Source organism: Orrella sp. 11846, assembly GCF_048820935.1.
Taxonomy (GTDB): Bacteria; Pseudomonadota; Gammaproteobacteria; order Burkholderiales; family Burkholderiaceae_B; genus Algicoccus.
In genome coordinates this window covers 1-24,542 of record NZ_JBMERD010000018.1, presented here as the reverse complement: position 1 = coordinate 24,542, position 24,542 = coordinate 1, and the positions used below count along the sequence as shown (strand labels likewise).

Below are 24,542 nucleotides of genomic sequence, written 5' to 3'. Positions count from 1 at the left end.
CTTGTTCGAATCTCTCACAGTCACGCTTGTACGATGCCGGGTAATAGGCACCAGGACTCGGGTCTTTTAGACACACACCAAAACCTTCACGGGCCATTGCGCCGGCCTTTTGAAGTGAGAAGCTTTCGCACTGAACACACTGAACTCTCAATCTTTTAACCCCCTGTGTTTGGTCACTCTCCCGGCTCTTTGCCCAAAGACACGACCCCGCTCTAGACTTTCAAATCTGGTTTGCTGTCCGATGTAGGCCAGCCCAACCGTTCCTGGCTCACCTTGTCGAATCAATCCCACGTTGACTTCACAGATGCCTTTGTCTGGACTGTCAGGGTTGTAAACTTCGTCGCGGTACAAGAACAAGGCACCATCGCAATCCTGCTCAATTGCACCGGAATCTCGTAGATCAGAAGGCATGGGCCGCTTGTTGGGACGTTGTTCAAGGTTTCTATTCAGCTGAGACAACAGAACAATCCCGATACCAAGTTCCTTTGCCAGCGCTTTTAGGCCTCTGGTGATTTGTTCGACCTGAGCGTTGCGGTTGTCGCCTTCACCATCCATCAGCTGCAAGTAGTCGATCACAAGAAGATCAAGCCCATGGCGACGTTTGACCTGCTTTGCCTTCATCCGGACATCGATCAAGCGAAGTGCGCCCTGATCGTCAATGAAAAGGTTCAGATCCCCGATTCTCTCCACAGCAGAAACCAGACCTGTCCAGTCGTTTTGATGCATCTTCCGTGGGTCGATGACGTGGGAAAGCGGGATGTGTCCAAGCGTGGCCACGTTCCGATCATGAATCTGATCTTTTGGCATCTCCATCGAAAGCACTAAAACCGAATAATCCTGTGCCGCACGTAGTGCCACGTTGAGCGCGAAAGCGGTGTTGTGTGTAACTATGTAGTCATCTGTTATGTACAAGCGGTCAGGGTGCGATACAGAAATACATACGCAATCATCAAATCCTGCGGCCTCAATCGATGAAATGTTTAGGCGCGACTCTTTTCCACCGCAGCGCTCTCTTTTTCTAGGAAGCCTAAACAAATCTGACCGGTTTGATCCAGAAATGCTAAGTACAAAAAAAGGTCTACCTGCTTTTTTCTTTCCGGCGTGATTGAGCTTTTTTAGACGAGGGGCGGACAGCCTCACCACATAGCCCAATGACCTCGCAAGACTTTGAACATCAAGAGCTAATTGTTTGCTAGAAGTCCCAAATAAGGCGCATCCTTTCTTTTCAGCCCAGCCATCGGTATCCATCAAGCCCTGTAAGAGGTCCTGACGATCTTTTCTACTTGCTTGCAAGTATTCTTCAGGGATGAATTTTTCATATGAAGCCTTCCCCATTAGCCCAAGACTACGAATCGCATCCATAAGCCAACTTTTATTGCCGACTCGGGTAACAACTCGATAATCATATTCGCCGTCATTGTTTAGCCGCACACCGGGAATATCTTCCTCAAGATGGGCTAGTGTTTCAGCATCGGCGCTACTAAATCGAATGCCGCTTTCGCTTGAAAATCCGCCATTTCCGATCAAAGCTCCCAATGCGTATGGTCGAACAGGGAGGCTCCCGGTTCCAAAATGACCAGAAAAGACTGGAACATAAACGCGGCCTTGCATCGATGGCTTTTCCAGCATGGCACTTATTTCATCAAGGCTAGCAATCCGATCCTCTTTCCATTTTCTATTGCCGACTCGCCAAAGGTGCTCACCGCAACTATAGGTGTGCCTACCATCAGACAAGGACACTTTGTAGATTTGCTTTCGCCCTTGAGGGAACACGCCTGTTACCTTGCTTGGCAAGCCGTCAATTGACGCAACCTCATCCCCGACTTTGAGGTCACCAATTCTTTTCCATTTTCCGTTTGCGAGTAGAACTTTCGACCATATCGGCTGAGCTTTCCCCATCTTTGGTCTCGCAGCCACGATCCAAAGCTCACCACGGCGAATGCCACCAACCATGCGCTCATCCAGATCCGTAAATCCAGTAGGGATTGCTTTGACCCCATTGCCTTCTGCACGCTTTTCGATTTCTTCGATGTAGCGTTGCATGTCGTCACCGGCTTTCACGGGTTCGGATTTGACGCGCTGTTCCGCAATGCTTTCCAGCTGCGTTTGGGCTTCATCGATCACTTGCGCCGGATCTTTCGTGCTTTGCGTTGCGTCGTGCAAATCGCTTGCCAGAGCCGCCAGCTCACGACGCTGTGCAGCTGTACGCACCATTTCGGCATAACGTCCCGTATTCGCTGAACTGGGCGTATTTGCAGCCAGTTCATTCAGGTACACAAACGAAATGTTCTCAGGCAATCGGTCTCCAATCGTCACAACATCCGCAGGTTGACCAGCTTCAATCGTCTTGCATATTTCCGAAAAGATTTGCCGATGATCACCACGGTAAAAATGCTCAGCCTTGAGGTTCCCAAGTCGGTCGTAAGCATCGTTGTCGATCAGCAGCGCACCGAGTACCGATTGTTCAGCATTAGCGTTGAAAATCATGCCACCTCCCGATGCAGCGCTTGCGCTTGAATGCCTTGGGTCGACAGCTCGTAAAGCGTGTCTTCACCCGACTGTTTGGCATACCAAAGCCGGTAGTAACCTCTCTGGACGTAGTTCAGGAAATGACGACGCCAGTCAGCCTGTTGACGTTTTTCATTGGCACCACCAGGCATAAATTCTGTTTTGAACACCTCCCATGCAAGCTGTACAAACTCCATCGGCAGACCTGTTGCCTCCACGTACTCCAACAAAGGTTGGTATCCACTGATTGGTTTCTCACCTGAGGTCTTGCAGAGCTCGATGAATGTTTTCAGTTGGACACGCTTCTTGCGTTCCCGCTTTGGTTTTTCAGGTTCCAGTTCTTCACCCTCCAGCAAGGAGGGGTTAGGGGTGGTTTGTATATTGGTTCTTGGTTCTTGGTTAATGGTTAGGTGGCGATTCGTTGTAGGGTCGTTAACATCATGTGCACGCTTCGTGCTATTGCTATCACGCTTCGTGCTTTTTTCTTTACGCTTCGCTTCTCTTTCTTTTGCAATCCGAGAGTTGGTTTCAGATCTTTTTTGATACGCTTCGATCTCTTCTTCGATTCTTTTTTGCACGTAAACGCCATCTACCAAATCAAAGAATCTGGTTAAAACAAACTCAACCGCTTCGATTTCTTCTTTTGTGCTGGCCCATGTCCACTCGATTGCTTCCTCTAACGTGGGAAATTGTTCACGGTCGTAGCACGAATCCATCAAAAGCGTGTACGCTCCGTGCTGAAGCATGGTTAGCCTGCCTGCTTTTTTGGCGTAATCGCCTATGTTTCTTTTGTAGTAGTGCATTACGAAACCTCCCAGATATTACTTTTCTGGCGGTTTCGATAGGCCTCTATCACTCTTAAATTCCATGGCACGTGAAGCCCACAAACGAGCTTTCCACGAAGTGGGACAATATGATCTACCTCGTGCGGAACTCCTGTCTTGGCAGTTTTAAAAGATGATTGCGCGTAGGCATTTCTAATGCTTTTGCGTTGCTCACTAGTCAGCCAATTAGGTGTTGCTTTTAGCCTGGCTGCATTTCTAGCAGCTTGAATCTCACATCGTTGTGCCTTGGTTAAATTGTTGCCCCAATGGTTTTTCTTGTTTCTGTAATGCTTGGAGATTTCTGCATCGCATCGGGAATTACAATAAACACCATCGTCTAAAGTGAAAAACTCACCTAAAACATAACGTAGCGCTTCTTTTTCTTCTTCACTGGTGGCAATAACACGTCTTGCAAGTCGATCAAAATCATCAGCGGGCAACGGCTGTTCGGTGTCGTAATACAGCTCTATTAAGTCCCTGTACAACGACCGTTCAACACGTGTTAAATGTCGTGTCGCGCTGTTGAAGTCGCCGATATGGTGAGGGTAGTAATTCATAACACCACCTCCACGCCAGATTGATTCATAGTCATATCTATCCCTTTCGATGCCCACAAAAAACACAGCGCCAGGCAGGTGGGAAGTCTGCTCTTCGGAAGCGATCCTAGGCGTGTGCGTACAACAACTCATTTCGATAACATCCGTTTCAACGGCTCAATAGCACGTTGATAATGTTTTTCAATCGATTCATTCCATAAGTTTTTTCTGATCAATTCAGCGCGTGTGTAATCGGCATGCTCCCATTCCTTTTTCCAACGTTGGTTTCTTGTCAGGTGGCCGCCTTGGTCGTGATCCATATGGCATTCATGGCACAAGGGGAACGTCAGGCTGTCGCAAACCTTGATACCCATCCCTTTGGTTGCGTTCGCATGAGCGCACTGCGACTGGCCTTGTTTGCCACAGGCTGCACACGGAAGAGCAGCAACGTTGCGTCTGTGTGATTCACTGCGAAGTAGGGCAGATTGCCTTTTCGCATGCCTGATGGCTGCATCCAGTGACTCAGCAATACGTTGTGCGAGTCCACGTTCAGCACGCGTGCTCTTTGTCTTTGGTGTGGCGCGTTTGAATGGTGATCTCTTTAACTGCGAAGATCCGCGTTTGAGTGTCGAGTTCCAGGCCTTCATGTCTTAAACCCCACTCGCCAAAACTCAGGGATCGGAAAAGACTCACGAACTGGGCGCCACATGTGCAAGCAATACTCGTGCACATTCACGTAATCTGAGTTCGCTGGATGAAACTGAATAACGCAGTCTTCTGGGCACCAGAACAGTTCTTTCACTTTGCACATTTCTTCCCATGTCGGGCAGCGATCTTTACGCGATACGCTCACATGCTCCCATTCGCTGTCTGATGACGCGATTACATTTAAGCGCTGGCCACGTGGCAAAGGAATAACGAATGCTCCGTTGTTTCCTGCTGAGTCGTCAGTAGCCAACCATCCAAACTTCGGATCTCGAATGCGATATTGATTAGGCACTTTGAAAGTCATAGCTCGCCTCGCATCAGACCACCTCGCCAGATTCAACCTTGGCTTTCAAATACTTGTAGGCCATGCGCTCAAGTGCTTTGATTTCAGTCTGCTCAACCACGACCGCATCGACTGGAGACACTTGAAGGTCAACAGCTGCGAGCAACAAACAAAACTGCTGCAAACCTTCTTTCTGACGGCTTACTGTACTGTCCGACGAACCCATGCAATCAGCGGCAAAGCTCTGAGTCTTCAATGCAAGTGCTTGCAAAATCTGTGCCTGAATCTTTTCAGCCTTCTTGCGTGTGTTTTCAATCAGTTCAGGCGAAACTGTAGTTGTGCTCATTCAAACCTCCTGGTCAAACGAGTCATAAGGGAGGTCAGTCCTGAGCGCATAGAACCAAATTTCCGACTTGATACTTTTTGCAAAGGACCGACCATGGAACATAAAAGCAATCCAGAACGCTTGCATGGCATGCTCATCGCTCACGCCTCTCTGTTGAAATCACTCGTAGCAGTGCTACCAAAGGAAACATTGCAAGTGCTACTGCCAGAGCTGGAACGAAACGTTGAGGCTGGAAGGGTTTTCCTACTAAACAGCCATGCGTCCGAAGACACTTGTGATTCTTTTGATGTGGATGTTCAGCAATACCTAAATTTTGTCCGCGATCTAATCCATTAAAAAATAGAGATGCAAAATACTTTTGACGTTGCTCAGCGGATTCGTGACCGGTTGCCCCCCAACCTCGAGGATTGAATTGTTTCATTTTGATATTCCTTGTTGGGTACTGAAAATCGGTCTACCCCTGCGCAAATCATCAATAGCGATGTGCAGTTCCGCAGGACGGATCAACCTAGCCACAAAACGGATACAGGAGTTACGCATGAATTACCTTTCCCTATTCACAAATAAAGCCCCACACCATGTCTCTAAACATGACGGGAGAGCATGCAAACATGAGTTAAGCGTGGGTATGTTCTGGCTGGTTGTCCTTCTCCAGCCGAATCTTTGCCGCAATAACTCTGTCTGCAATGCGTGGCGAAAGCTTCTCTGGCCATTTCGCTACTGCTTGATATGAAATACCAACAGCATTAGCAGCAGATGAAATGCTTCCACCAAGAATTTTGATTGCTTCATCTTTTTTCATAAAAGAATTGAACCATAGTTCATGCATAAATGCAACTATGGTTAATGTGAAATAACTTATTATTTAAACTATGGTTGAATACTCTGATCGTCTCGCATGGGCAATGGAACGCGCTGGATATGATGTTCGGCGGCTTTCTGACGCTTTAAACATGTCCTATCAGGCTGTTAAGAAGGTCGTAGACGGCAAGTCTTCCGCGTTTAGTGCAGTCAATAACGCAAAGGCTTCTCGAATATTGGAAATCGAAAGTGATTGGCTGGCGCTGGGTGACTCAGAACCGCCAGGCGATGTAATCAAGCCTTCGCAGCAAGATACTCAAGTGGTGCCATACGGCTACGTTCGACTGGAACATCTTCCATACGAACCATCAATGGGTAAGGGTCGAATCCAAAATGCTGAGCATGTTATTCAGCATCTTGATGTTTTGGAGACCTTCATACGCCAGAAGGTCGGAACAGTTAATCCTGATCGAATAAAGCTCATTACGGGTGTCGGCACCAGTATGGAGCCAGCAATCAATGACCAGGATATTGTTTTCGTTGACATTGAGCACAAGTGGATAGATGCACCCGGATACTACGTTATCGACGTGGGAGGATTGCTCTTATTGAAAAAAGCCATGATTTTGTCGACTGGTACCTTGATATTGAGGAGCGAAAATACCAAGGAATATCCTGATGAAGAACGACATGATCTACGTAAAGCAGCCGAAACAATAACGGTCTGTGGAAAGGTTTTAGCCTGGTGGACACTTAAGAACGGCTGAAATTTAAATTAAAACACACACTCGTTTCAGCTAAATATCGATATATCCATGAGCAAAGGAGACACCCAAATGCGATTCTCAAAACTAATTTTGTCGTGTTCTCTGTTGTTGTGCAGTGCTGTGGCAATAGCATCATCAACAGTTATTCTGCCGGCAAACCCTACTGCAGCAGCTGAAGATCAAGAGTTCCAAAAAGCTTTTCGAGAACTGCCGGATGCTGAAAAGCAGTTGTTGGTTCATTACATGATGCGATCTGCAATAGGTTCTGCAATAACTGGTGTCCCGACTGCCAATATCACTATAGCTGAAGCGATCGCCGATCAAAAAGCATTCGAAGATAAGAAAAAAGCAAGACAGAAAGAAATAGAAGAAAAGGAACGCGCAGAAGAAGCGAAAGCACAGGCCCTTACAAATGCCGTTGCCATTGAAAATATCAAAATTGAGAAAGCGACAGAATCAGGGTACCGAGAGGGTGCAGTCAAAGTGTCAGTAACAGTTAGAAATCTGACAGAAAAACCTATTGCAGGCGTGAAAGTTGGTGTGAGAGCTAATGATATTTTCGGAGATAGCCTTGGGTCCTATGGGTTGAAATCTGCTACCTCCGTACAACCTCAAGGAGAAATCACTCTGGATGGCCATTACGAAGGATCCAAGGTTCTCGAAGCCGGTCTCTCCAAGGTTAGCGTAAGCGCAGAGCCGATACACATAGTTTTTGAAGATCGATCAGAGTTGAAAAAGCCAGGAATGATCATCGGGTTTTAATGCTGGTTTGATCACAGCTTAGTCCGTCACTGGTGGTCGTTTAAGGGGTGAGAAGGCCGCAACAAAGGTTATTATCAAAGTTGATATTAACCACAAGAGCAACAACATTTAATTCGACAGAAAATATAACAGGTGTTAGGATATTGAGTTCTGACACCGCATACGGTGTCATATGAGTAAAGTTGCAAATACCATTCAACTTCTTAGTTCGCGAGCCACTAACCTCCGGTGCTCAGAAGTAATTAAAAGTTTAGAATCATTGGGATACAAAGTGACTTCTAGAAACGCCCCTAATCACAAAGTGTATTCACATGCTGATACTAAACATTATTCAGGTGGAAACTTTAATTGTGGCCATGGCAAAAATCCTCAAGTCTTGTCAGTATACGTAAGGAACATAATTGCAGAGCTTGAACGAGCAAGCGATGATTTAGAGGATTACTTAAGGCGAAAACAATGAAACACTTCGATCCCTCACTCTACACGATAGAAATAAAACGAATAGATTCTCCAGATGGGTTGCTTTACGAAGCTAAGGCCAAAGAAGTGCCAGGCGTTGCGGGGTACGCTGAGTGTGCTGCAGATGCATTCGAAGAAGCACGTGAGGCGCTTGTAATGCTCTACGAGATCGCAAAAGAACAGGGAAGAGAATTCCCAGCCCCACTGCCGAGCATTGATTCCAATTTTAACGGCAGAGTAACGTTGCGAATGAGCAAAAGCCTACACCACCAAGCGACGCTTGTTGCTGAGAATGAAGGAGTAAGCCTTAATTCTATAATTGTTGAGGCTCTTTCAGAGCGTGTCTTTAGCAACCATCAACTCAAAAGCTTTAATAAAGAAGTTTTTGCAAAAGTTCTTTTCGAAAGGATGCACAAAAGTTCGTACCAGATTTCTGAGGGCAGTAAGCCAGATCGTCTGCGTCCCACGGAATCACAAATCTACGACATTCAAGGGGGTTTTTCTTATGTCGAACAAGCCTACAGCAACTAAAAAACCAACACCTGCAAAAAAAGCAGCAAAAAAACAGTCAAAAAACGCAAGATCATCACCAAACATTGAGGTATCAATTAAAGATGTATTGATTTCACTTCTTAAAATGTATGGCATCAAAGAGGGACACTGGATTTTGGAAACCAATACTGGGTCTGGCCGTATCATGGCGACTCAACCAGATGGTAAGGATGCATTTCCAGCTACTCTTGTCGTTCTTGAAAGCTTTACTCTTGTTAGAGTTAAACCTGAAGACCGTATTATTGAGTCAAGTAATACGATTGACGCTAGTCAGTTGTAAACAGTTAGGCCATCAATTTTTGCTGCCTTTTGTGATGTTTTGCCTGCTTTAACCACCACACCCGCCCCTTCCCAGGGGCTTTTTTGCGCTTACGCCTGCTGCATCTTCAGCCACTCACGCAGAGCATCGTTCATCCGTGTTTGCCAGCCTGGACCGTTTGCTTTGAAGGCTTCAAGTTTGTTTCAACTCGGACGTTAATTGTTCACATACTCAATCAGAGCGGTTACGTCCGGATGGTTTAGATCTGGTGGGCAATACAGATTTACAACTGACACGCGAACTATCTGTATTTTTCCTTCATCAATCCTTGGTGCCAGCTTCTGGGCCCTGGTTGATTGGATGTAACCAATCTTTCGCCAAAACTTCAGCAGCCCAAAAAATACTCGGCACTCAAGCCATACAGCGATGGCGTTTTTATCATATTTGTTGGCAGGTTCTCTCCGAAGTTGTAATGCCGAGCCTTTCTTGGCAAAGCTCCTAATTACAGTCTCCCTACCTTCGAAACCAGTACCCGCAAGCACTGCTCGTGTCTTCTTCATTTTGAGTCACCCATAACAAAAGAATTGTTACTGCTTGACCTCTGTGGTTGTAGTCGCTTGCCCTAGGGCGTTTGTCGTCATAGAAGTGTGTGACGTTATGTAATCGATGAGTTTCCCGTTTTTGTCGAAATTTAAAATAACGGACGTTCCTTTGGTATCGGCACCACCAGCAAACACGCCAACAATTGGAATAAATGTTGCTGGATGAACTGATGCCTCTGAATACACATATGTCATGGAAGTCGTTCCGTCAGACTTTCTCAAGACATTGAATGGCTTTCCGAGCGATGCAATGACATCGTTGGTTGTGGTTACGCCTTCTTGAAAGCTGCTCAGCTGGTTTTCTGTGATCGGCGTACCAACTGTCGCACACCCAGCAATCACAATCATCACACCCAACATGATTAGTCTACGCATGTCATTTCTCAACGCTAGTTGTCATTAAAAGCTGCCAATTCAAGCCGTTTTTCAGAAGCTCGAAACAAACAACCCTCAAAACCAAACGATACACCATGTGCAGTTCTAAGAATGGTTTGTGTTATTGAACTATTGAATGAACTATAGTTGATTAAATAAATGAACTATGGTTTAATTTATTCAACGCTGCAAAAACAGCAACGCTCTTTAACAAACTGACGACAACAGCACCCGGCACCACAAGGTGAAATGCGACCGGGACAAGGCGCGCGACGAATCCACCCCGCGCCGATGAGCAATAGGGTGAAAACTGGCGACCAGCATCTGCGGTGTGCGACTGCGTGAAGGATGCTGAGAACTGGGGACTGGCGACATACAGCCAGCGCGTGGATCAGACAAACGCGAGGTATTTGGACTGATGACTGACTGGGAAAGCACAGCTCACTGCGAGCCGATTCAGATCGGGAGTTGCGCAGGATACAAAACGCCTACGGAAGTGGGCGCTTTGATAAGCATCGGATGGTCCGGTGTTTATTGAAGCGACATAACAGGAGCATTTATGAGCACCAAATCATTTAGTGACGTGCTGCAAGAGTTGCGATACGGAACTCTGCACGATGAATTGTCTGAAAAACTGCAGGAAGTTGTGAACGCCTGTGTTGAGACAGGCAGGGTCGGAAGCCTTCAGTTGAATATCAAGCTGAAACCCGGCTTGGGTGGTGAGCTCGAGATTACTGATCAGATCAAAACCACAGTGCCAGAGCTCGCAAAAGCCAGCTCAATCATGTGGGCAACACCAGAAGGAAACCTGTCAAGACAAGATCCCCGCCAAATGACAATCGATAACCTCAAACAAATCGGGAAGGACGAACGTCCCCTCAAAGTTCTTAAGGATAAATAATGAGCGAAAATTCAAACGATATTGACACAGCACTTGGTGCAGGTGCAGCGCTTGGCACACCAAAGACAACGGGCATTGGTAGTTTTACTGTTATTCCAGATGGGTTCAGGATCCACGACCTAGAAAAGTTTGAAGACAGCCCATACCGAAAGACTGGCGATGTTGTCATGGAAGACGCCAGTAGTTTTGTGCGCTATTTCAATGCACACGCCACTGAGCACAGTCAGATTTACGCAAAGGTCAATCCTCCTCGGTTTATCGGAGTGCTCAATGATCATGAAAAAATCGATGCCGGTTGGCGTGACCATCGTGTTACCTACTCATGCCCGTTCTCTACGGAATGGAAAGAATGGACAGCAAAAGACAAAGACGTCATGAATCAAGCTGACTTTGCAGCTTTCATTGAACGCAACTTGTTGGACATCGTGAAACCTTCTGGCGCTGAAATGCTTGAAATATCCCGCAGTCTTCAGGCAAAAAAGAAAGTGAACTTCTCTTCTGGCATTCGGCTTTCCAATGGTGAGCAAGAACTGACTTACGAGGAAGAGATTCAAGGCACTACTGCAAAGGGGAAGTTACATATCCCTGAGTCCTTTGAGATCGGTGTCCAGGTACTGGAAGGTGGTGAGCCATACGCTGTTGAGTGCCGTCTGCGCTACCGCATTAATGATGCAAATCTTGTGATGTGGTACGAGCTGGTACGTCCACACAAAATCATTGAAGATGCCGTTGCTGCGGTCTGGGCACGTATCGAAACAGAAACGAACCGTCAAATTTATAACGGCTGCATTTAATCCCATTAACGATTAGCAAATTGAAGCGGATGCCGTCTCTGCAAGCCGGATATGGATATTCCAGCAGTACGGTGCAGCTTCTCGGCTTGTCCCCGATACGGACACTGCGATGGGCGCAGTGAGGGCTCACGACTCGGTGAAAAGCCGAGGACTCGATTCTCAAGGAGGCAGTATGAGCCATGCAATTACATACTCAAAAGACATTGGTCGTGAAAACATTGAATGGTTCGCCATGCAAGGTAACAGACAAGCGCAACGTGATTACGCTGAGATTCTAAGAGCAGAAGGCAAAGATGACTGGGCTGATTATTACGAAGCCAAGGCAAATGGCACCAACCCACACTTCTGGCTTGAGTCGTTTTTAGAAGAAAGGCAAGCAGCATGACTGAACAGCAACCTCAAACTCGATTCACGATCAATATCACCAATGGCACGAGATCCATGGAACTCATTATCGATGACCTAGAAAATGACCGTGACCATGCCATGGCGTTCGCACAGGAAGCGATTGAGCGTGCGATTTATAGAAAAGACATGAAGGGTAGTGTCATCACCATCACAGTAGGTCAAGACACCCGTAAGCCAGACAAGCCTGATGCTGATGGCTGGATCAGTGTCGATGATCAATTTCCCAAAGATGGTCAGCCAGTTGCGTTTGTCGTCGCTATGACACCCGGAGGTCTATCTCATCTTATGGGAAAGGTGTTAGGTGGCACTTTTGCTAAAAGCGAACATGGTGGCTCATTTGGTGTCCCAGGTCTGACTTTTTGCGCCTCACACTGGATGCCACTCCCTTCACCACCAAAGGTTACATCGGAATGAAAAATGAATGGATTAGCGTCAACCAGAAATTGCCAGTGCTGATCGGGACGTGCGGTGGCGCAGTCAGATACAGCGCACCTGTTCTTGTTTTCATGAAACATGTAAGTGGAAACGACTCAAATGTGGCTGTTCTTCGATATTACTTACTTAATTTAGACGGCAACAATAAGACTTTCTGGGGGTGTGAGCCTGTAAACGAAGTCACCCATTGGATGCCGCTTCCAAGAGCTCCAAAAGGGAATCAACATGACTACTGAGCAAGAGTTCCTGAAAGACGTAGAAAATCACGTCATGCAAGTCATAAAAGACGATGGAGTGTATCGACATATCCGCTTCCGAAGACCAGGAACAATGTGCATGTACTTTGACCTGATCACATGGCCCGGCTATCTCTGTTACTGCGGCGATATGGGAACTTATGTGTTCTGTCGGCTTGAAGATATGTTTGAATTTTTCCGTATAGATCGTGAGTACGCGGGTAATAACAGGCTATTCATCAATAAGGATTACTGGGCTGAAAAGTTGCAAGCCACAGACGGCGGTAAGAGCAGCACAGGCGCAACGGAATACTCACCTGAGATATTTGAGCAGCACGTCAAGAAATTGCTCGTTAGCTGGTGGCAAGATTACGACCTGAATCGTGACGAACGCCGCAAACTACGAGAGAAGATTGAGGATGATGTGCTCGCTTACTCAAACGATGGTGCTGTAGATGCATACGACGCTGCCAGATTGTTCTCCGCAAAAGTTGGCGGACAGAAATTCGAGATCATTGATTTTTGGGAAGTCGATTGCACCCGATACACACATCATTTCATCTGGTGCTGTTACGCACTGGCATGGGGTATTCAAAAGTACGACCAAGAACTACAGGCTGTGGTACCAGCCTAAGCCTTTGACTGTCACTGCGTCGGTTGCAGTGATTTTCAGATACGCCAGCCTGAAGGCGCACAGGTCCGTAATGAATGCGGTGAGAGTTCACGACCTGGTGGAAGGCCAGGTAATAAATTTCAAAAGGAAAAGGTATGGATATGGAATGGGACGATTGGTACATGATTCTGCAAGATCTAGCAGCAAAACATCGTGAAAATGTCTCTGATGCGGACGCATGGCGAGAGCCATTCGATGCTGGGCAAAGTCCCGAAGAAGCGTTTTATGACGAATATCCAGAACACAAAGGATAAACATGGAAAACCAACACAAACTAATCAAAGGATACCGCGATCTTTCGCAAGCTGAAATCGACATGATGAACGAAGGTAAAGCCCTTGCACAGCAGGTCGGTGCATGGGTTGACCGATTGCAAACAAACTCAGAACTTGACCAGCGATCTGTTGCACTCGGAAAAACTAATCTGCAGCAGGGATTTATGTGGGCAATTCGCGGAATCGCTCAACCAGAAACCTTTTAACCAATGCCGACCTGCACCGGCAAAGTGCAGGATCATCAGGACTGGAGAACGCTCAGCGTCCCGAGGTGCGTTACCAGTAAGTAGCGATCTGTGAGCAAACCGTTAGGACAAGAGCACAGCGTGAAAAGTGAAGATTCAAAGCCTGTGAGGAACTCGGCTCTAACGTCTCCAGTCCTGATGATGTAACTCAGTTGGTAGAGAGTCTTACGACTAATGCATCGGTTCGAGTCCGGTCATCATCACGTCTTCCTGCGCTGACGTTAAATGCGCAGGACTATCAGATCAGGGGCGGTGTGGATATATAGACACACGGCATTGCAAGGTAAAGGTGTCCTGAGAATTAGAACTAGGTAAATCCTTGAGTGTGCACACTATGGACAGGCCTGTCTGTGTAGCTGTTGGTTTTACAGCCCCCTGATCTGATGGTGAATGCACGGGCTGACGTGCAAAGAGGATACGCAGCAGCAACGTTTTAGCCTGATGAAATACGGCAGGTGTTCACTGCTATGTGGGAGATCAGCACCCACCACCATCACCCTTAGGAGTAATCAAAATGACATGGGCACAGGTGTTTTTTCTATCTGCGACGATCATCATGACGCAGTATTTAAGTTATAGAGGCGCACGTCGTGCGGCACTATCAATGTTAGGCCTTACGCTCATATTGGCGATTGTTGGCTTTTTGCTCGACATTTTCGTAAAGCCAACATCAAATAAGACAGAATATATTTTTGAATATCACTGCGACAGTGTCACTCACAAGATCGATTGGCGTGATACGCAAGCCTAAACGACCTAGGCGGGATTTTAGCGCCCGTCACCACCTTACCAACATAGGAAAGAAATCATGATTAAAGTAGGTGATAACGCACTCATCACAACTGATAACTGGTTTTATGCACCAAACGGCAATAGTTATCGAGCAGTGTGGGGCACAGTGAAAGCAGTCTCAAGCGATAAAGAGGTGCTAGGCATCAACACAAATCGAAACTCAACAAACTGGTACGTTGAGATTGGCAACATGATCGTGGCAGGCTGCCAAATTCATTATGCTGTTGCGACTGATGAACCTCCACCAAACACAACAAATCATGTTTTCGAACATGACGGCAAGGTCATTACTCACAAGGGCGTACCACACGTCTACAACGCAAATAGTGACAAGTCTGAGAGTTAAAAATCAACACCTGGAAACAAACTGTTCGGATCTATTTCTTTTGATTCAATCTTTTCAAAGATAAAGGCTTTTACTTCGTCTTTCACCAAATAATTTCCCATGTGGCCGACTCTTATCAGTCCTGCTTCTTTGAGTTTGTGTTTCGATATTTGCGTTGAAAAATGTCTTGTGGAAAATGGAATGTTGAGCGCCATGGCCACAAGATAGCCATAGTCTTCACCAGTTATCTGTCCACTATCTATTATTTTTTGTATTTTCTTTGCGTTCAGTCTTTTTGAGCGATGGCGATACAAAGCGATTCTGCGGATGATTGCATGCACAACGAGTGCGATTGTTAGCGCAAACGCCAACGCAATTACGTCAAACAGATTTATGCCAAAAGGCACAAACGCAGGTGTTTTTCCAAGAAAGAAGTCATGCCAGGCTTGCGGCGCAAGCACATAGACACCAACAAGCGAAAGCAAAAAAGAAATAATCACGACAACCCTATGCGACGTTATTGAATCAATAACTGCCGCTATGAGCTCACGCGCATTCATCATGCGTTCCTATGTTTGTTGTGGTGAGCTCATAGTATCCCTTGTTTGTTGTGGTGACAACAAGGCGAGTCGGCCAGCCCTCGTTAAAAGGCTGGCACCTACCAACACCTCTCCTTGGCTCAACCGGATAGAGCACAGACCATTTTGCGGACATCAGCAATATGGTCCAGTCCTGCGGGGTGGGCCATCTATTTATCTAATGAGTGCCATCAAGTCACGGGATTGTGCAGCGTGTTAGCGACGCTGTCTCTGTTTCCAATTGTTCAAGGACTAATCCGATATGAAGACTGCTTTATGTCAGACAGTCCCGTGACTTGATCGCGCACATTACGAACGAATCAACAAGGAAAACATATGAAATCAGCACTTGAACGGGTCGAAACTATTTTGCAGGAGTCTGATACTGGACTCACGATTCAGAAGATCATGATTAACGCCGATGTGACAGAAGATGAGGCAAATGCAAGCGTTCGAGCATTGTTCAATATGGGGCAAATCGAAGTCATTCCGACACAAGGACGTTGGGGGAATCGTTACGCATGGTTGGGACCAATCAGTAAACCGGCACCAGAACCTGAGCCTTCACAAGCACCAGAGCCAGAAATCAAATACGACATGCTTGAAGCACTTGAGGAAATCGAGCAAGAAACCGAAAAGATTCTCCAAGATCGTGTTGAGCCTGAAAAGCCTGAGTCACGCTACTTGATCGTCGTTCCTAAGCGAAAACCTCGAATTATCCGTGGTGGTGAAAAAGCCAAACAAGCCGCGATTTCTGCTGTTCGCAATGGCGCCCGGCGAGTTGAGATTTACACCCTATACCACCTAGGAACTGCAACACGCGGAGCAATTTTTAACTTTGTAGATGGGAATGACGATGGCATCAGTTAACAAAGTAATTATTCTTGGCCACCTAGGCCGAGATCCCGAAGTGCGCTACATGCATAACGGAGCTGCAGTTTGCACGCTCTCAATCGCTACTTCCCGTGTGTACAAGGACCAAGAATCAGGCAATCGAAAGGAAGAGACTGAGTGGCACCGGGTTGTGATGTTTAACCGACTGGCTGAAATCGCAGGGGAATACTTGGCTAAAGGCCGTCCCGTCTACATCGAAGGTCGATTGCAAACCCGTAAATGGCAAAACCGTGACGGCCAAGATCAATACACAACTGAAATCGTAGCCGATCAGATGCAAATGCTAGGTGGTCGTGATGATAGTGGAGCGCAATACCCATCTGAGGATCCACAACCAGATTCGCAGAGTGCACAGACTCCACAAAAAAGCCAGAAATCTAAATCTACGAAAAAGGCACCAGCCGCTAGTGGTGCTGCAAACCTAGAGGACATCGATGATGATGTGCCGTTCTGAACGAGGTTGGAATGCAAGTCCAAAAAATTGAAACCATCACGCGCGAACGAGCTATTGATCTGCTGCGCATCGAGCAGTCTGAAAACTATTCACTACGTCAGAAGATCATCCGGCTTAAAGAGGATATGGACGCTGTTGGAGCTGGTGGCGTATCTGGTTGCCAGCGCTGCACAGTTCTTACCTACGAACACAATCAGCTGCGTGAAGCACTGAAGGCACTAATCAAAGGTTATGTGAGCACGCTCGAAAATGCTCTTGATCGAATTGTTCAAATCGAGGGTGTCAAAGATGGTGTTTGCATGTCACTCGATGACATGTTGGCCAATGACCCCCACATTGCTGCAGCAACCAAGGCTTTAGCAGAAAACAGAATGCGGGAATGACGATGTGAGCAAGCGTCGAAAGAAGAAATACCGGCCACGTGCAGCGATTGTTCCGATGACGATCAAAGTTGACATAGTGCTGTCACCAATCGAGAAAGCCATTGATGATATTCGTGCAACCGGCTTTGTCGATACGGTCAATGCAGACGCAGTCATCGTCCATAAAGGCAATCGTCAGTACTTCGATATGCCCGAAGCGCTGAGATCAGTAGCCAGGCTTCATAAGTATCTTTCAGGCATCGATGCCTCACACCTTACTCGGTTGGCAAGGAAGTTGGAGGTGTCTATGCCACTGATGGAGAAAGACCTCGATGGATCATCAGCTGAACTTGTGTTCTTACGAAGCCACCTAGTCAGACTGACACCACAAGAAGCACATGACGCTGTTCTTGCAACATCAAAAAGAAAGGGAGGATTGAAATGAACACAATCGAAAAGAGGTGGGCGACAGATGCCGGATTTGATGCTGTAGTCGTGATGACCAATAAGGGGCATCGATGTGGTTATGTCGCTTTGCCAGATCAGCATCCGCTAACAGGTGTGAAATACGATGAAGCACACAGCACCCTTGATGGGGGAACGCCTTCTTCACTGGACGTTCACGGCAGCATCACGTTTTCAAATCATTGTGCTTATTTCTCAGGTGCACCGTGGGCATTTGGATTTGATTGTGCTCACTTGCATGACGCTCCAGATCCAGAAATCTACGCACGCTATCTTGGCAAATTGATTGACGTGATCGGTATTCCCAATGACCCAATGGCAACCCACAAGACTTTAGATTTCTGCATCGCTGAGTGCGAAAAGCTGGCAAATCAGCTCAAGGAGCTCAATTGATGAAACCATTTGACTTAGAGCGAGCGAAAGCAGGTGATCCGGTCGTTGACGAATCTGGCGATGAGTATCGCTTTATCCTCCATGAGCCGGATGCACTAGCTAGTCACCGTGTCATCCTTTTCAATACGACAACCAAAACTTTTTCCAAATGCTTTGAGGACGGGAAAACGCTCAATAAATATCACCCACGACTTTTCATGAAACCCGTTAAGAAAACGGTGTATGTGAACTTCTACTCTGATGGGTCTGCTGCCTATCACGAGACAGAGAAGCGCGCACTGGAATGTGCAAACCATCACGCTTTTGCCAGCGCTGTACTTGTGGAGATTGAATTATGAGACATCAGCCCATCGGAGGCCAACAATGACTGAAGACCAAGCACAGATCATCAAAGATGGTGCGATTTCAATGTTTGCACTCATGGAAGTCGCCCAAACCTTAATTCAAGACTTCGGGGTTGGTGATGATCATGAGATCAGGATCCACACCAAAGAAGGCAAAGTGACTGCCTACCCAATAGGGGTGCTGCTTAACAGAGCTGCTGAATCGTTCGAAGGTATGTTCTACCTAGATAAAAGCTTGGAGAAACAGAATGACGTTTGAACAACTTAAAGCACAATTCGAAGCCGATCTAGTCAAAAGAGGCTTGGACAAGACACCGGTTCATCTAATGTTTCATGCTGCTGAAATAACCGTTGCGCAAGCTAATTTGCACATCGATGACAGGGAACGGATTAAACGCATCATTGGGCACACGCTAGCATCTTTGATTGGTGCTTGCGTTGTGGCTGAAATTGACATTGTTGATTGTTTGAGACAAAGCGTGATGGGGAAACACAATGAAAAGGAGACGCTGGACTAAATCAGAAGAGGACACACTTCGCAAACTTTATCCAGATACACCAGGCAAAGAACTTGCAGACCTCTTTGGTGTGTCGCTTCGATCAATATACGGTGTAGCGTACCGCTTAGGGCTTAAGAAATCGCCGGAGTACATGTCCAGCTCACAGTCATCTCGATTCAAGTCTGGATATTCAGGTGGCAAAGACACCACATTCAAACCTGGACACGTCCCATGGAATAAGGGTAAACCGGGATCCGCTGGTCTACACCCAAACAGTGTGCGGCACCACTTCAAGAAAAGTGACCCGATCCACAACCGGCACAACTACATCCCGATCGGCGGCACCAGAATCAATCACGATGGCAATCTTGAGAAAAAGATCACTGACGATCCATCAATTGCACCAGCGCAACGATGGGTCACGGTTGCCCGATTAGTGTGGGAAGCCGTTCACGGTCCGATACCGCCAAAGCATGTTGTGCGGTTCAAAGATGGTGTGCGAACAACCATCGAAGAGGAAATCACAATCGACAGGCTTGAGTGCATCAGCATGGCTGAAAACATGAAGCGCAACACGCTTCACAGATACCCAGATGAAATTAGGCGCGCAATCATGACGCGTGCTTCGCTAAACAGGAGAATCAATCATGTCAAAAAACATCAGTCATCTTCGTGATGAACTTTTTGACGCAATCGCATTACTCAAAGAAGGAAAGATCGATGTAAATCAAGCGAAAGCAATCAGCGATCTTAGCCAAAACATCATCAACACAGCAAAAGTCGAAGTTGATTACATACGAGCAGCTGGTGGCACCAGCCATTCAGAATTTATTGAAGCCATTCCTGATAATGTGCTTCCTCCTGGTGTGCTCGGTATTAAAGAGCACAAGATGCTCAAGTGATTGATTGACTTTGTAATGCATTCATAAAGACAACTGGGCTACTGAATGTGCTTCTCTAAGTCATTCAGCATACCAAGAAACTGACCAACTTGTTGCCTGTTTTTTAGGGCTAGATTTATGGCTTTTTCTTTGTCGTTACGCACATGAAATGAAAAGATACCAAACTCGATTTTCAATAACCTTATGCTGCTTAGTTGTGTTATCAATTGAGCGGCCTGATCTTCCAGCGCCTCGCTAAAGCCTTCCAGAAAATCCTTATCGAAAAGTTCAGTAATGGTTTTTAAATGACCTGCAATCCTATCCATTAGTTGTGAAGACGATTCGTTGGGACAGCCAGGTCGTACCGCGAGATACGCGCCTTGTAACAAGATTGCGCTGTTCTTCGCAATCAAAATCCTAGCCTGAAGCTCTTGTAACGCAATCCGTTTCCGGATTCGTCTTGTTTTATTTTCCTTTCTTGTTTGGCTTAGCCCAAACCATAGAGCGGTTGCTGTAGAGCCTACAGTGCCGAAAGCAATAAGTACATCTAGTATGCGCACTCCTGCCAGCGTTCCTGATCGACTTTGCCATAACCAACCAAGTGTAAACCCAGCCACGATACCGAACGCAACGCCAATCAATAGGGCAGTGCATAACATCCTTTCACTGAATCTCTTTTCTTTACTCACACCTTTCCCATATGGCATAACCCGACATGAATACACTCTCCTATAACCAAAATCTAATCAGCAATATTTTGTCCTCATCTGAAAGACCAGAAGCAGATTTGGTTCAACGATACATAACAACCGAAAACGTTGCAAAAGATACCTTCGTAATTGCCTTGATCGGCGCACTTGTAGCTGAACGTGCGCGCTACCTAACAAAACATTAGCTTAAATACTACTGATTGTCTTGTGTGAAAAGCTGACCTATACTCGGTCAATGTCCAAAACAAGGACATTCGGGTTTAGCAGCTCGGAATACACAGGCGCACAGCTGGCCGCTCCGTCTCCTTCGACACGCGGCTTTTTGTTTGCGCAGCATGGCACTCCTATGGGTGGGTCGTGTGGGGAGCCTTCGGGCTCGCCGGTACCTGTGTTCCGGTCTGCTAACCCGCATGATCCGCCCGCCCTTTTAGCAGGGGGCAGCGGCTCTTAACCGCAACACAGGAGTCAGCCATGACTGGTAAGTCTATTGGTGCGTCCGCGCCTACCTCTTTGAAACCCGCATCCGATCAATCGACCGTAAACCACCTACGGATCACGATCAAAAACATTGCACGTCAATCACGCAACGTCACGCACTTATTCATCCAGTGCGGCATGGTCGCGTTCCCCATCACGCTTTCAGGCACCAAGGTTCCCGATTACCAGATTGGCGACTTGCTGATCGCTGAGTACCCCAAGGGAAACAACTCACTCAATACCGAGTTCTCTGCCATCTACCCGGCACACATGAAACCTGAACCTGTAAAGGAAAAGAAAATGTTGAATAACGCCTTGCCGCAAGACGGCATCATCACCATTTCCCAAGGTCGTATTGGGGACGAAACAATTCAGACTGTCGATGCTCGTGAATTACATGCGTTCCTAGAGGTGCGATCAGAGTTTAGGAACTGGATCAAAAACCGCATCAATGACTTCGGTTTCGTTGAGAATCAGGACTTTACAACGATCGGTAAAAATTTACCGACCGGCGGAAAGCAAACAGATTATTTCTTAACTATCGAAATGGCCAAAGAGCTATCGATGGTCGAGCGCAACGAAAAAGGCAAGCAAGCACGGTTGTATTTCATCGAGTGCGAACGTCGCGCAAGAACAGCCGTCATGTCCGTTCCTCAGAATCTGCCTGATGCGCTGCGACTTGCTGCCGATCTTGCAGAAGAAAACCAAACACTGGCACTTGAAAATCAGCAAAAGACAGAAGCACTGGCAGAAGCCGAGCCAAAACTCAAAGCACTGGAAAGAATCTCTGCCGGCAAAACAACCCTCACGATCACCCAAGCGTCAAAAGTACTGGGCATGAAACGCACAGAACTAACTGACTGGCTTGCAGAAAACGGTTGGGTATATCGACAAAACGGAAGTTGGGTTGCGTATCAGCGCCATATCCAGAACGGACGGCTTAAGTACAAGGAAGCTGGATACACAGATGACGAAACAGAAATGCGAGTCACACGACCCTACTGTCACATCACTCGTAAGGGTCTGGCACTGATCGCCCAAGCACTCGAAATCGAAAACTACTGAGGAGGGCAGTCAAATGATTTTCTCAAACATCCTCACACTCACACCTGAAGACAAGTTTCTTCCAATCGCACCACGCAATGACGACTCGCTACTGCTCATGATCAGAAGCAGTGGCCAGACAAACGACACCGTCACATTAAGCATGTCACGTAATGACGCAAACAGACTGATCACGGCCCTGCAAGAAGCTGTGTACAACATGGAGCACCAAAAATGAATACGAATATCCCACCGCGTTGGTACATGCTGAACAAAATCGGCATGGCAACTCTTTGCTCAAACGAAGATGACGCAATCTGTACGCAAAAAGAAGCAGACATGCTCTTTCCTGCTATGGCACCACATCACGCCGCCTTACTTGCACCGGTTGATTCGACCAGCAAGCCTGACGCAACAGACTTTACGCATTTTGTTCGGCTAGTTCAGCAATGGGCGCAAGAACGTGGAATCTACGAACACTCAACCCCCCAGGCACAAGTCCTAAAAGCAGTCAGTGAAATGGGTGAGCTGGCCGATGCCACCATAAAAGGTGATCGCGATGACTTCATTGACTCTGTGGGTGATGTGATCGTGTGTTTGATTAACGCATGTTTCGTACGCGGTGTGGAGATTTCGGAGTGCACCGAAGCTGCTTGGGATGCCATTAAAGGCAGAAAGGGATATATGACCGCCGGTGGCGCGTTTGTGAAGGAGTAATCATGTTTGATATTGACACTCGTTTTTTGAAGTCGCAGCAACGTGCGCTGCAATTCTCCGCACCCCATTACCAGATTCCAGCCCTTCAGCGTAAAAGTGAATCAAATGATTTTTGGGTGGAGCTGCCAAAGAATCCCGAGGATCCTGTCTCGATCATTCCCGGTACCAACACGGCACCAGAATCATCTGTGTCTGTTGCAGACGTGCTGATGATGGTAGCGATCGGTCTTTTGTTAGTAGCAATTGTTGTGGTGGTGCTGACATGAACGGAAAACACACAAGTGATGGCAGCACAGCGTCATATTACGAGCTGCCAAAAGGTGCAGCTGAACTGCAAGACTTGATTTCGCACAGAGATATGAACGCACAGATTGGTGAAATCTTCCGAGCCTGTTACCGATACGGACTGGTTTCTCACAGTCCACGGATCCGTGACATCAAGAAGATCATCTTTTATGCCAATGCAGAACTGGAGCGCCTTGAGAAGATGGCGCTCAATGAATAACTGAGGTGTAAATATGTCAGAAAACGCGATGACACTTAAGCAGGTGGCTGAAAAACTTGGGTTGTCTTACAGCACCATTTTCCAAAAACGTCACGAAATTGGATTCAGATTGCCGGGCGGTCGTGTCTGGCTTGTCTGGCCATCCAGACTTGCGGAACTGTCCGCACCGCGTAATACTGTAACCCGGCTGTCTTTGCGGGTAGTAGGAGAAAACCCATGTCAATCCGTAAAGATGAAAAATCAGGTGTTTGGCAAATCGACTTCCGCTCGCCAAGCGGCCAAAGAGTTAGATGCTCTTCTTTCACCACGGACCGAAAGGCGGCGCAAGAGTACCACGACAAGCTAAAGGCCAGTATGTGGCGTCAGGACCAGCTTGGAGAAACGCCAGACAAAACCTTTGAGGAAGCTGCAGTACGGTTCTTGCGTGAATGTGCTGGTCAAAATGACTATGCCACGAAGTTACGGCATATCGCGTACTGGCGAGAAAGATTTGCAGGTCGCACCATTAGCTCTTTAACATCAGACGATATTGTGGATGCATTGCCAACCCATCGGGTGCATCAGAAGAAAGCACCTACACCGTTGGCGAATGCGACATTGAACCGGTATTTGTCCACCATCCGACGCATGCTCAATCTGTGTGTCACTTGGGGCTGGATCAATTCGGCACCAGCGCTACCGACTTACCGTGAACCAAAGGTTCGGGTTCGATGGGAATCGCCAGACGTAATTTATGCGCTGATCACATCAATGAGTATGCAGTGGATGCGTGATGCTGCGCTGGTGGCTGTCTCAACCGGGTTGCGAGAAAGTGAATTGTTTTCTCTGACACCTTCTCAAATTGACCTCAACCAACGTCATGCTTGGATTACTCACAACGTAGCGAAATCAGGACGTGCGAGATCCGTACCGCTCAACGATGATGCCTACGCTGTCATCAAGCGTCGGTTACGAAGTGCAGGGCAGTGGGTATTCACACGCGATTCGGGTGAGGGCAGGCTGATCACTGAGCATGACAAGCGCATTTTCAAAAGGGCATGTGAAGAGATCGGGATTGAAAACTTCCGCTGGCACGATCTAAGGCACACCTGGGCGAGTTGGCACGCTCAACGTGGAACGCCCTTAATGGTGCTGAAAGAACTTGGCGGGTGGGAGACGATCCAGATGGTGCAGAAATACGCTCACTTGGCACCGAGTCACATGGCATCCCACGCAAACACGGTCAATTTTTGGTCAATCTCTGCTGAGAAAGAAAAAACGCCACTGGGCATAGTGGCGTAAGCTCTTGATACTGCTATGAATTTTTGGTGGCGCATCAGGGACTCGAACCCCGGACCTGCGGATTATGATTC

At 47.1% G+C, this 24,542-nt stretch carries 43 protein-coding genes, 1 tRNA gene and 1 pseudogene; 32 read left to right on the top strand and 13 right to left on the bottom strand.

Annotated elements, in window-relative coordinates:
* Positions 1-147 precede the first annotated feature (147 nt).
* The 4 genes from dnaB to ACOI06_RS12725 form a co-directional block, all read right to left on the bottom strand.
* On the bottom strand, positions 148-2,487 hold the full coding sequence (dnaB, locus tag ACOI06_RS12740; RefSeq protein WP_420662973.1) for a replicative DNA helicase: 2,340 nt from the start codon (positions 2,485-2,487) through the stop codon (positions 148-150).
* Positions 2,484-3,311 (bottom strand): YdaU family protein, encoded by an 828-nt coding sequence (locus tag ACOI06_RS12735; RefSeq protein ID WP_420662972.1) that lies wholly within the window; start codon positions 3,309-3,311, stop codon positions 2,484-2,486. The genes dnaB and ACOI06_RS12735 overlap by 4 nt, the downstream gene beginning before the upstream one ends.
* Complete coding sequence (locus ACOI06_RS12730; protein ID WP_420662971.1) at positions 3,311-3,889, bottom strand: YdaU family protein; 579 nt, start codon at positions 3,887-3,889, stop codon at positions 3,311-3,313. The genes ACOI06_RS12735 and ACOI06_RS12730 overlap by 1 nt, the downstream gene beginning before the upstream one ends.
* Positions 3,890-4,017: 128 nt before the next feature.
* Complete coding sequence (locus ACOI06_RS12725; protein ID WP_420662970.1) at positions 4,018-4,242, bottom strand: hypothetical protein; 225 nt, start codon at positions 4,240-4,242, stop codon at positions 4,018-4,020.
* Positions 4,243-4,372: 130 nt separating this feature from the next.
* On the opposite strand from ACOI06_RS12725, the gene ACOI06_RS12720 reads away from it, so the two are divergent.
* Positions 4,373-4,522 (top strand): hypothetical protein, encoded by a 150-nt coding sequence (locus ACOI06_RS12720; protein WP_420662969.1) that lies wholly within the window; start codon positions 4,373-4,375, stop codon positions 4,520-4,522.
* Here ACOI06_RS12720 and ACOI06_RS12715 read toward each other — a convergent pair.
* From ACOI06_RS12715 to ACOI06_RS12700, 4 genes are all read right to left on the bottom strand, one after another.
* Positions 4,512-4,880, bottom strand: a complete 369-nt coding sequence (locus ACOI06_RS12715) for a DUF7694 domain-containing protein (protein ID WP_420662968.1) — start codon at positions 4,878-4,880, stop codon at positions 4,512-4,514. The genes ACOI06_RS12720 and ACOI06_RS12715 overlap by 11 nt on opposite strands.
* Before the next feature lie 13 nt (positions 4,881-4,893).
* The gene (locus ACOI06_RS12710) at positions 4,894-5,205 is read right to left on the bottom strand and encodes a CII family transcriptional regulator (RefSeq protein ID WP_420662967.1); all 312 of its coding nucleotides are present in this window, start codon (positions 5,203-5,205) and stop codon (positions 4,894-4,896) included.
* 133 nt (positions 5,206-5,338) lie between these two features.
* Positions 5,339-5,626 (bottom strand): hypothetical protein, encoded by a 288-nt coding sequence (locus ACOI06_RS12705; RefSeq protein WP_420662966.1) that lies wholly within the window; start codon positions 5,624-5,626, stop codon positions 5,339-5,341.
* Positions 5,627-5,821: 195 nt separating this feature from the next.
* Complete coding sequence (locus tag ACOI06_RS12700; protein WP_420662965.1) at positions 5,822-6,007, bottom strand: hypothetical protein; 186 nt, start codon at positions 6,005-6,007, stop codon at positions 5,822-5,824.
* Positions 6,008-6,110: 103 nt separating this feature from the next.
* Between ACOI06_RS12700 and ACOI06_RS12695 the strand changes: the two genes are divergently transcribed.
* From ACOI06_RS12695 to ACOI06_RS12680, 4 genes are all read left to right on the top strand, one after another.
* A complete protein-coding gene (locus ACOI06_RS12695; protein ID WP_420662964.1) occupies positions 6,111-6,773 on the top strand; it encodes a S24 family peptidase in 663 nt (220 codons plus the stop codon).
* Between the two features lie 48 nt (positions 6,774-6,821).
* Positions 6,822-7,535, top strand: coding sequence for a hypothetical protein (locus ACOI06_RS12690; protein WP_420662963.1), 714 nt, complete (start codon positions 6,822-6,824; stop codon positions 7,533-7,535).
* A 456-nt stretch (positions 7,536-7,991) separates the two neighbouring features.
* A complete protein-coding gene (locus ACOI06_RS12685; RefSeq protein ID WP_420662962.1) occupies positions 7,992-8,525 on the top strand; it encodes a toxin-antitoxin system HicB family antitoxin in 534 nt (177 codons plus the stop codon).
* On the top strand, positions 8,500-8,826 hold the full coding sequence (locus tag ACOI06_RS12680; protein ID WP_420662961.1) for a hypothetical protein: 327 nt from the start codon (positions 8,500-8,502) through the stop codon (positions 8,824-8,826). The genes ACOI06_RS12685 and ACOI06_RS12680 overlap by 26 nt, the downstream gene beginning before the upstream one ends.
* 89 nt (positions 8,827-8,915) lie before the next feature.
* Here the strand turns inward: ACOI06_RS12680 and ACOI06_RS12675 are convergent.
* The 3 genes and pseudogenes from ACOI06_RS12675 to ACOI06_RS12665 all read right to left on the bottom strand — a co-directional run.
* A pseudogene (locus ACOI06_RS12675) lies at positions 8,916-9,002 on the bottom strand (BrnA antitoxin family protein); the annotation flags it as partial.
* 18 nt (positions 9,003-9,020) lie between these two features.
* Complete coding sequence (locus tag ACOI06_RS12670; RefSeq protein ID WP_420662960.1) at positions 9,021-9,365, bottom strand: HIRAN domain-containing protein; 345 nt, start codon at positions 9,363-9,365, stop codon at positions 9,021-9,023.
* Positions 9,366-9,392: 27 nt separating this feature from the next.
* Positions 9,393-9,782: a hypothetical protein gene (locus tag ACOI06_RS12665; protein ID WP_420662959.1), complete on the bottom strand. Its 390-nt coding sequence runs from the start codon at positions 9,780-9,782 to the stop codon at positions 9,393-9,395.
* Between the two features lie 559 nt (positions 9,783-10,341).
* Between ACOI06_RS12665 and ACOI06_RS12660 the strand changes: the two genes are divergently transcribed.
* From ACOI06_RS12660 to ACOI06_RS12610, 11 genes are all read left to right on the top strand, one after another.
* Positions 10,342-10,683 (top strand): hypothetical protein, encoded by a 342-nt coding sequence (locus ACOI06_RS12660; protein WP_420662958.1) that lies wholly within the window; start codon positions 10,342-10,344, stop codon positions 10,681-10,683.
* Positions 10,683-11,477, top strand: a complete 795-nt coding sequence (locus tag ACOI06_RS12655) for a DUF2303 family protein (RefSeq protein ID WP_420662957.1) — start codon at positions 10,683-10,685, stop codon at positions 11,475-11,477. The genes ACOI06_RS12660 and ACOI06_RS12655 overlap by 1 nt, the downstream gene beginning before the upstream one ends.
* Before the next feature lie 172 nt (positions 11,478-11,649).
* Positions 11,650-11,862 carry a hypothetical protein gene (locus ACOI06_RS12650; RefSeq protein ID WP_420662956.1) on the top strand — a complete coding sequence of 71 codons (213 nt, stop codon included), beginning with the start codon at positions 11,650-11,652 and terminating at the stop codon, positions 11,860-11,862.
* Positions 11,859-12,299: a DUF551 domain-containing protein gene (locus ACOI06_RS12645; RefSeq protein WP_420662955.1), complete on the top strand. Its 441-nt coding sequence runs from the start codon at positions 11,859-11,861 to the stop codon at positions 12,297-12,299. Before ACOI06_RS12650 ends, ACOI06_RS12645 begins: the two co-directional genes overlap by 4 nt.
* Complete coding sequence (locus ACOI06_RS12640) at positions 12,296-12,556, top strand: DUF551 domain-containing protein (protein WP_420662954.1); 261 nt, start codon at positions 12,296-12,298, stop codon at positions 12,554-12,556. The genes ACOI06_RS12645 and ACOI06_RS12640 overlap by 4 nt, the downstream gene beginning before the upstream one ends.
* Positions 12,546-13,190, top strand: a complete 645-nt coding sequence (locus tag ACOI06_RS12635; protein ID WP_420662953.1) for a hypothetical protein — start codon at positions 12,546-12,548, stop codon at positions 13,188-13,190. The genes ACOI06_RS12640 and ACOI06_RS12635 overlap by 11 nt, the downstream gene beginning before the upstream one ends.
* Before the next feature lie 134 nt (positions 13,191-13,324).
* Complete coding sequence (locus ACOI06_RS12630; RefSeq protein WP_420662952.1) at positions 13,325-13,483, top strand: hypothetical protein; 159 nt, start codon at positions 13,325-13,327, stop codon at positions 13,481-13,483.
* Positions 13,484-13,485: 2 nt separating this feature from the next.
* Entirely contained in the window at positions 13,486-13,710 is a 225-nt protein-coding gene (locus ACOI06_RS12625; protein ID WP_420662951.1) for a DUF7681 family protein, read from the top strand.
* Positions 13,711-13,886: 176 nt separating this feature from the next.
* Positions 13,887-13,952 (top strand) — tRNA-OTHER (locus ACOI06_RS12620).
* Between the two features lie 311 nt (positions 13,953-14,263).
* Positions 14,264-14,500, top strand: a complete 237-nt coding sequence (locus ACOI06_RS12615; protein ID WP_420662950.1) for a hypothetical protein — start codon at positions 14,264-14,266, stop codon at positions 14,498-14,500.
* 57 nt (positions 14,501-14,557) lie between these two features.
* Positions 14,558-14,887 carry a hypothetical protein gene (locus ACOI06_RS12610; protein WP_420662949.1) on the top strand — a complete coding sequence of 110 codons (330 nt, stop codon included), beginning with the start codon at positions 14,558-14,560 and terminating at the stop codon, positions 14,885-14,887.
* Here ACOI06_RS12610 and ACOI06_RS12605 read toward each other — a convergent pair.
* The gene (locus tag ACOI06_RS12605; RefSeq protein ID WP_420662948.1) at positions 14,884-15,429 is read right to left on the bottom strand and encodes a hypothetical protein; all 546 of its coding nucleotides are present in this window, start codon (positions 15,427-15,429) and stop codon (positions 14,884-14,886) included. The genes ACOI06_RS12610 and ACOI06_RS12605 overlap by 4 nt on opposite strands.
* Positions 15,430-15,780: 351 nt before the next feature.
* On the opposite strand from ACOI06_RS12605, the gene ACOI06_RS12600 reads away from it, so the two are divergent.
* Genes ACOI06_RS12600 through ACOI06_RS12555 form a run of 10 tightly spaced genes read left to right on the top strand, consistent with a single transcriptional unit; the run spans position 15,781 to position 19,758 of the window.
* Positions 15,781-16,314 carry a hypothetical protein gene (locus ACOI06_RS12600; RefSeq protein WP_420662947.1) on the top strand — a complete coding sequence of 178 codons (534 nt, stop codon included), beginning with the start codon at positions 15,781-15,783 and terminating at the stop codon, positions 16,312-16,314.
* Entirely contained in the window at positions 16,301-16,792 is a 492-nt protein-coding gene (gene ssb / locus ACOI06_RS12595) for a single-stranded DNA-binding protein (RefSeq protein WP_420662946.1), read from the top strand. Before ACOI06_RS12600 ends, ssb begins: the two co-directional genes overlap by 14 nt.
* Positions 16,793-16,803: 11 nt before the next feature.
* Positions 16,804-17,175 carry a hypothetical protein gene (locus ACOI06_RS12590; protein ID WP_420662945.1) on the top strand — a complete coding sequence of 124 codons (372 nt, stop codon included), beginning with the start codon at positions 16,804-16,806 and terminating at the stop codon, positions 17,173-17,175.
* A gap of 4 nt (positions 17,176-17,179) precedes the next feature.
* Complete coding sequence (locus ACOI06_RS12585) at positions 17,180-17,599, top strand: hypothetical protein (protein WP_420662944.1); 420 nt, start codon at positions 17,180-17,182, stop codon at positions 17,597-17,599.
* Positions 17,596-18,012, top strand: a complete 417-nt coding sequence (locus ACOI06_RS12580) for a hypothetical protein (RefSeq protein WP_420662943.1) — start codon at positions 17,596-17,598, stop codon at positions 18,010-18,012. Before ACOI06_RS12585 ends, ACOI06_RS12580 begins: the two co-directional genes overlap by 4 nt.
* On the top strand, positions 18,012-18,350 hold the full coding sequence (locus ACOI06_RS12575) for a hypothetical protein (protein ID WP_420662942.1): 339 nt from the start codon (positions 18,012-18,014) through the stop codon (positions 18,348-18,350). The genes ACOI06_RS12580 and ACOI06_RS12575 overlap by 1 nt, the downstream gene beginning before the upstream one ends.
* Positions 18,351-18,375: 25 nt before the next feature.
* Entirely contained in the window at positions 18,376-18,615 is a 240-nt protein-coding gene (locus ACOI06_RS12570; RefSeq protein ID WP_420662941.1) for a hypothetical protein, read from the top strand.
* On the top strand, positions 18,605-18,874 hold the full coding sequence (locus tag ACOI06_RS12565; RefSeq protein ID WP_420662940.1) for a hypothetical protein: 270 nt from the start codon (positions 18,605-18,607) through the stop codon (positions 18,872-18,874). The genes ACOI06_RS12570 and ACOI06_RS12565 overlap by 11 nt, the downstream gene beginning before the upstream one ends.
* Positions 18,852-19,532: an HNH endonuclease signature motif containing protein gene (locus ACOI06_RS12560; protein ID WP_420662939.1), complete on the top strand. Its 681-nt coding sequence runs from the start codon at positions 18,852-18,854 to the stop codon at positions 19,530-19,532. The genes ACOI06_RS12565 and ACOI06_RS12560 overlap by 23 nt, the downstream gene beginning before the upstream one ends.
* The gene (locus tag ACOI06_RS12555) at positions 19,504-19,758 is read left to right on the top strand and encodes a hypothetical protein (protein ID WP_420662938.1); all 255 of its coding nucleotides are present in this window, start codon (positions 19,504-19,506) and stop codon (positions 19,756-19,758) included. Before ACOI06_RS12560 ends, ACOI06_RS12555 begins: the two co-directional genes overlap by 29 nt.
* 38 nt (positions 19,759-19,796) lie before the next feature.
* Here the strand turns inward: ACOI06_RS12555 and ACOI06_RS12550 are convergent, their stop codons facing one another.
* The gene (locus tag ACOI06_RS12550) at positions 19,797-20,426 is read right to left on the bottom strand and encodes a hypothetical protein (RefSeq protein WP_420662937.1); all 630 of its coding nucleotides are present in this window, start codon (positions 20,424-20,426) and stop codon (positions 19,797-19,799) included.
* Positions 20,427-20,918: 492 nt separating this feature from the next.
* Here ACOI06_RS12550 and ACOI06_RS12545 point away from each other — a divergent pair, with 492 nt between their 5' ends.
* The 6 genes from ACOI06_RS12545 (at position 20,919) to ACOI06_RS12520 (ending at position 24,471) form a co-directional block, all read left to right on the top strand.
* The gene (locus ACOI06_RS12545; RefSeq protein ID WP_420662936.1) at positions 20,919-21,989 is read left to right on the top strand and encodes an antA/AntB antirepressor family protein; all 1,071 of its coding nucleotides are present in this window, start codon (positions 20,919-20,921) and stop codon (positions 21,987-21,989) included.
* 13 nt (positions 21,990-22,002) lie between these two features.
* Positions 22,003-22,206 (top strand): hypothetical protein, encoded by a 204-nt coding sequence (locus ACOI06_RS12540; protein ID WP_420662935.1) that lies wholly within the window; start codon positions 22,003-22,005, stop codon positions 22,204-22,206.
* Positions 22,203-22,685: a MazG-like family protein gene (locus ACOI06_RS12535; RefSeq protein WP_420662934.1), complete on the top strand. Its 483-nt coding sequence runs from the start codon at positions 22,203-22,205 to the stop codon at positions 22,683-22,685. Before ACOI06_RS12540 ends, ACOI06_RS12535 begins: the two co-directional genes overlap by 4 nt.
* Before the next feature lie 2 nt (positions 22,686-22,687).
* Positions 22,688-22,951 carry a hypothetical protein gene (locus ACOI06_RS12530; RefSeq protein ID WP_420662933.1) on the top strand — a complete coding sequence of 88 codons (264 nt, stop codon included), beginning with the start codon at positions 22,688-22,690 and terminating at the stop codon, positions 22,949-22,951.
* Positions 22,948-23,190 carry a hypothetical protein gene (locus ACOI06_RS12525; RefSeq protein WP_420662932.1) on the top strand — a complete coding sequence of 81 codons (243 nt, stop codon included), beginning with the start codon at positions 22,948-22,950 and terminating at the stop codon, positions 23,188-23,190. Before ACOI06_RS12530 ends, ACOI06_RS12525 begins: the two co-directional genes overlap by 4 nt.
* 216 nt (positions 23,191-23,406) lie before the next feature.
* Positions 23,407-24,471, top strand: coding sequence for a tyrosine-type recombinase/integrase (locus ACOI06_RS12520; RefSeq protein WP_420662931.1), 1,065 nt, complete (start codon positions 23,407-23,409; stop codon positions 24,469-24,471).
* The last annotated feature ends 71 nt before the right edge of the window (positions 24,472-24,542 follow it).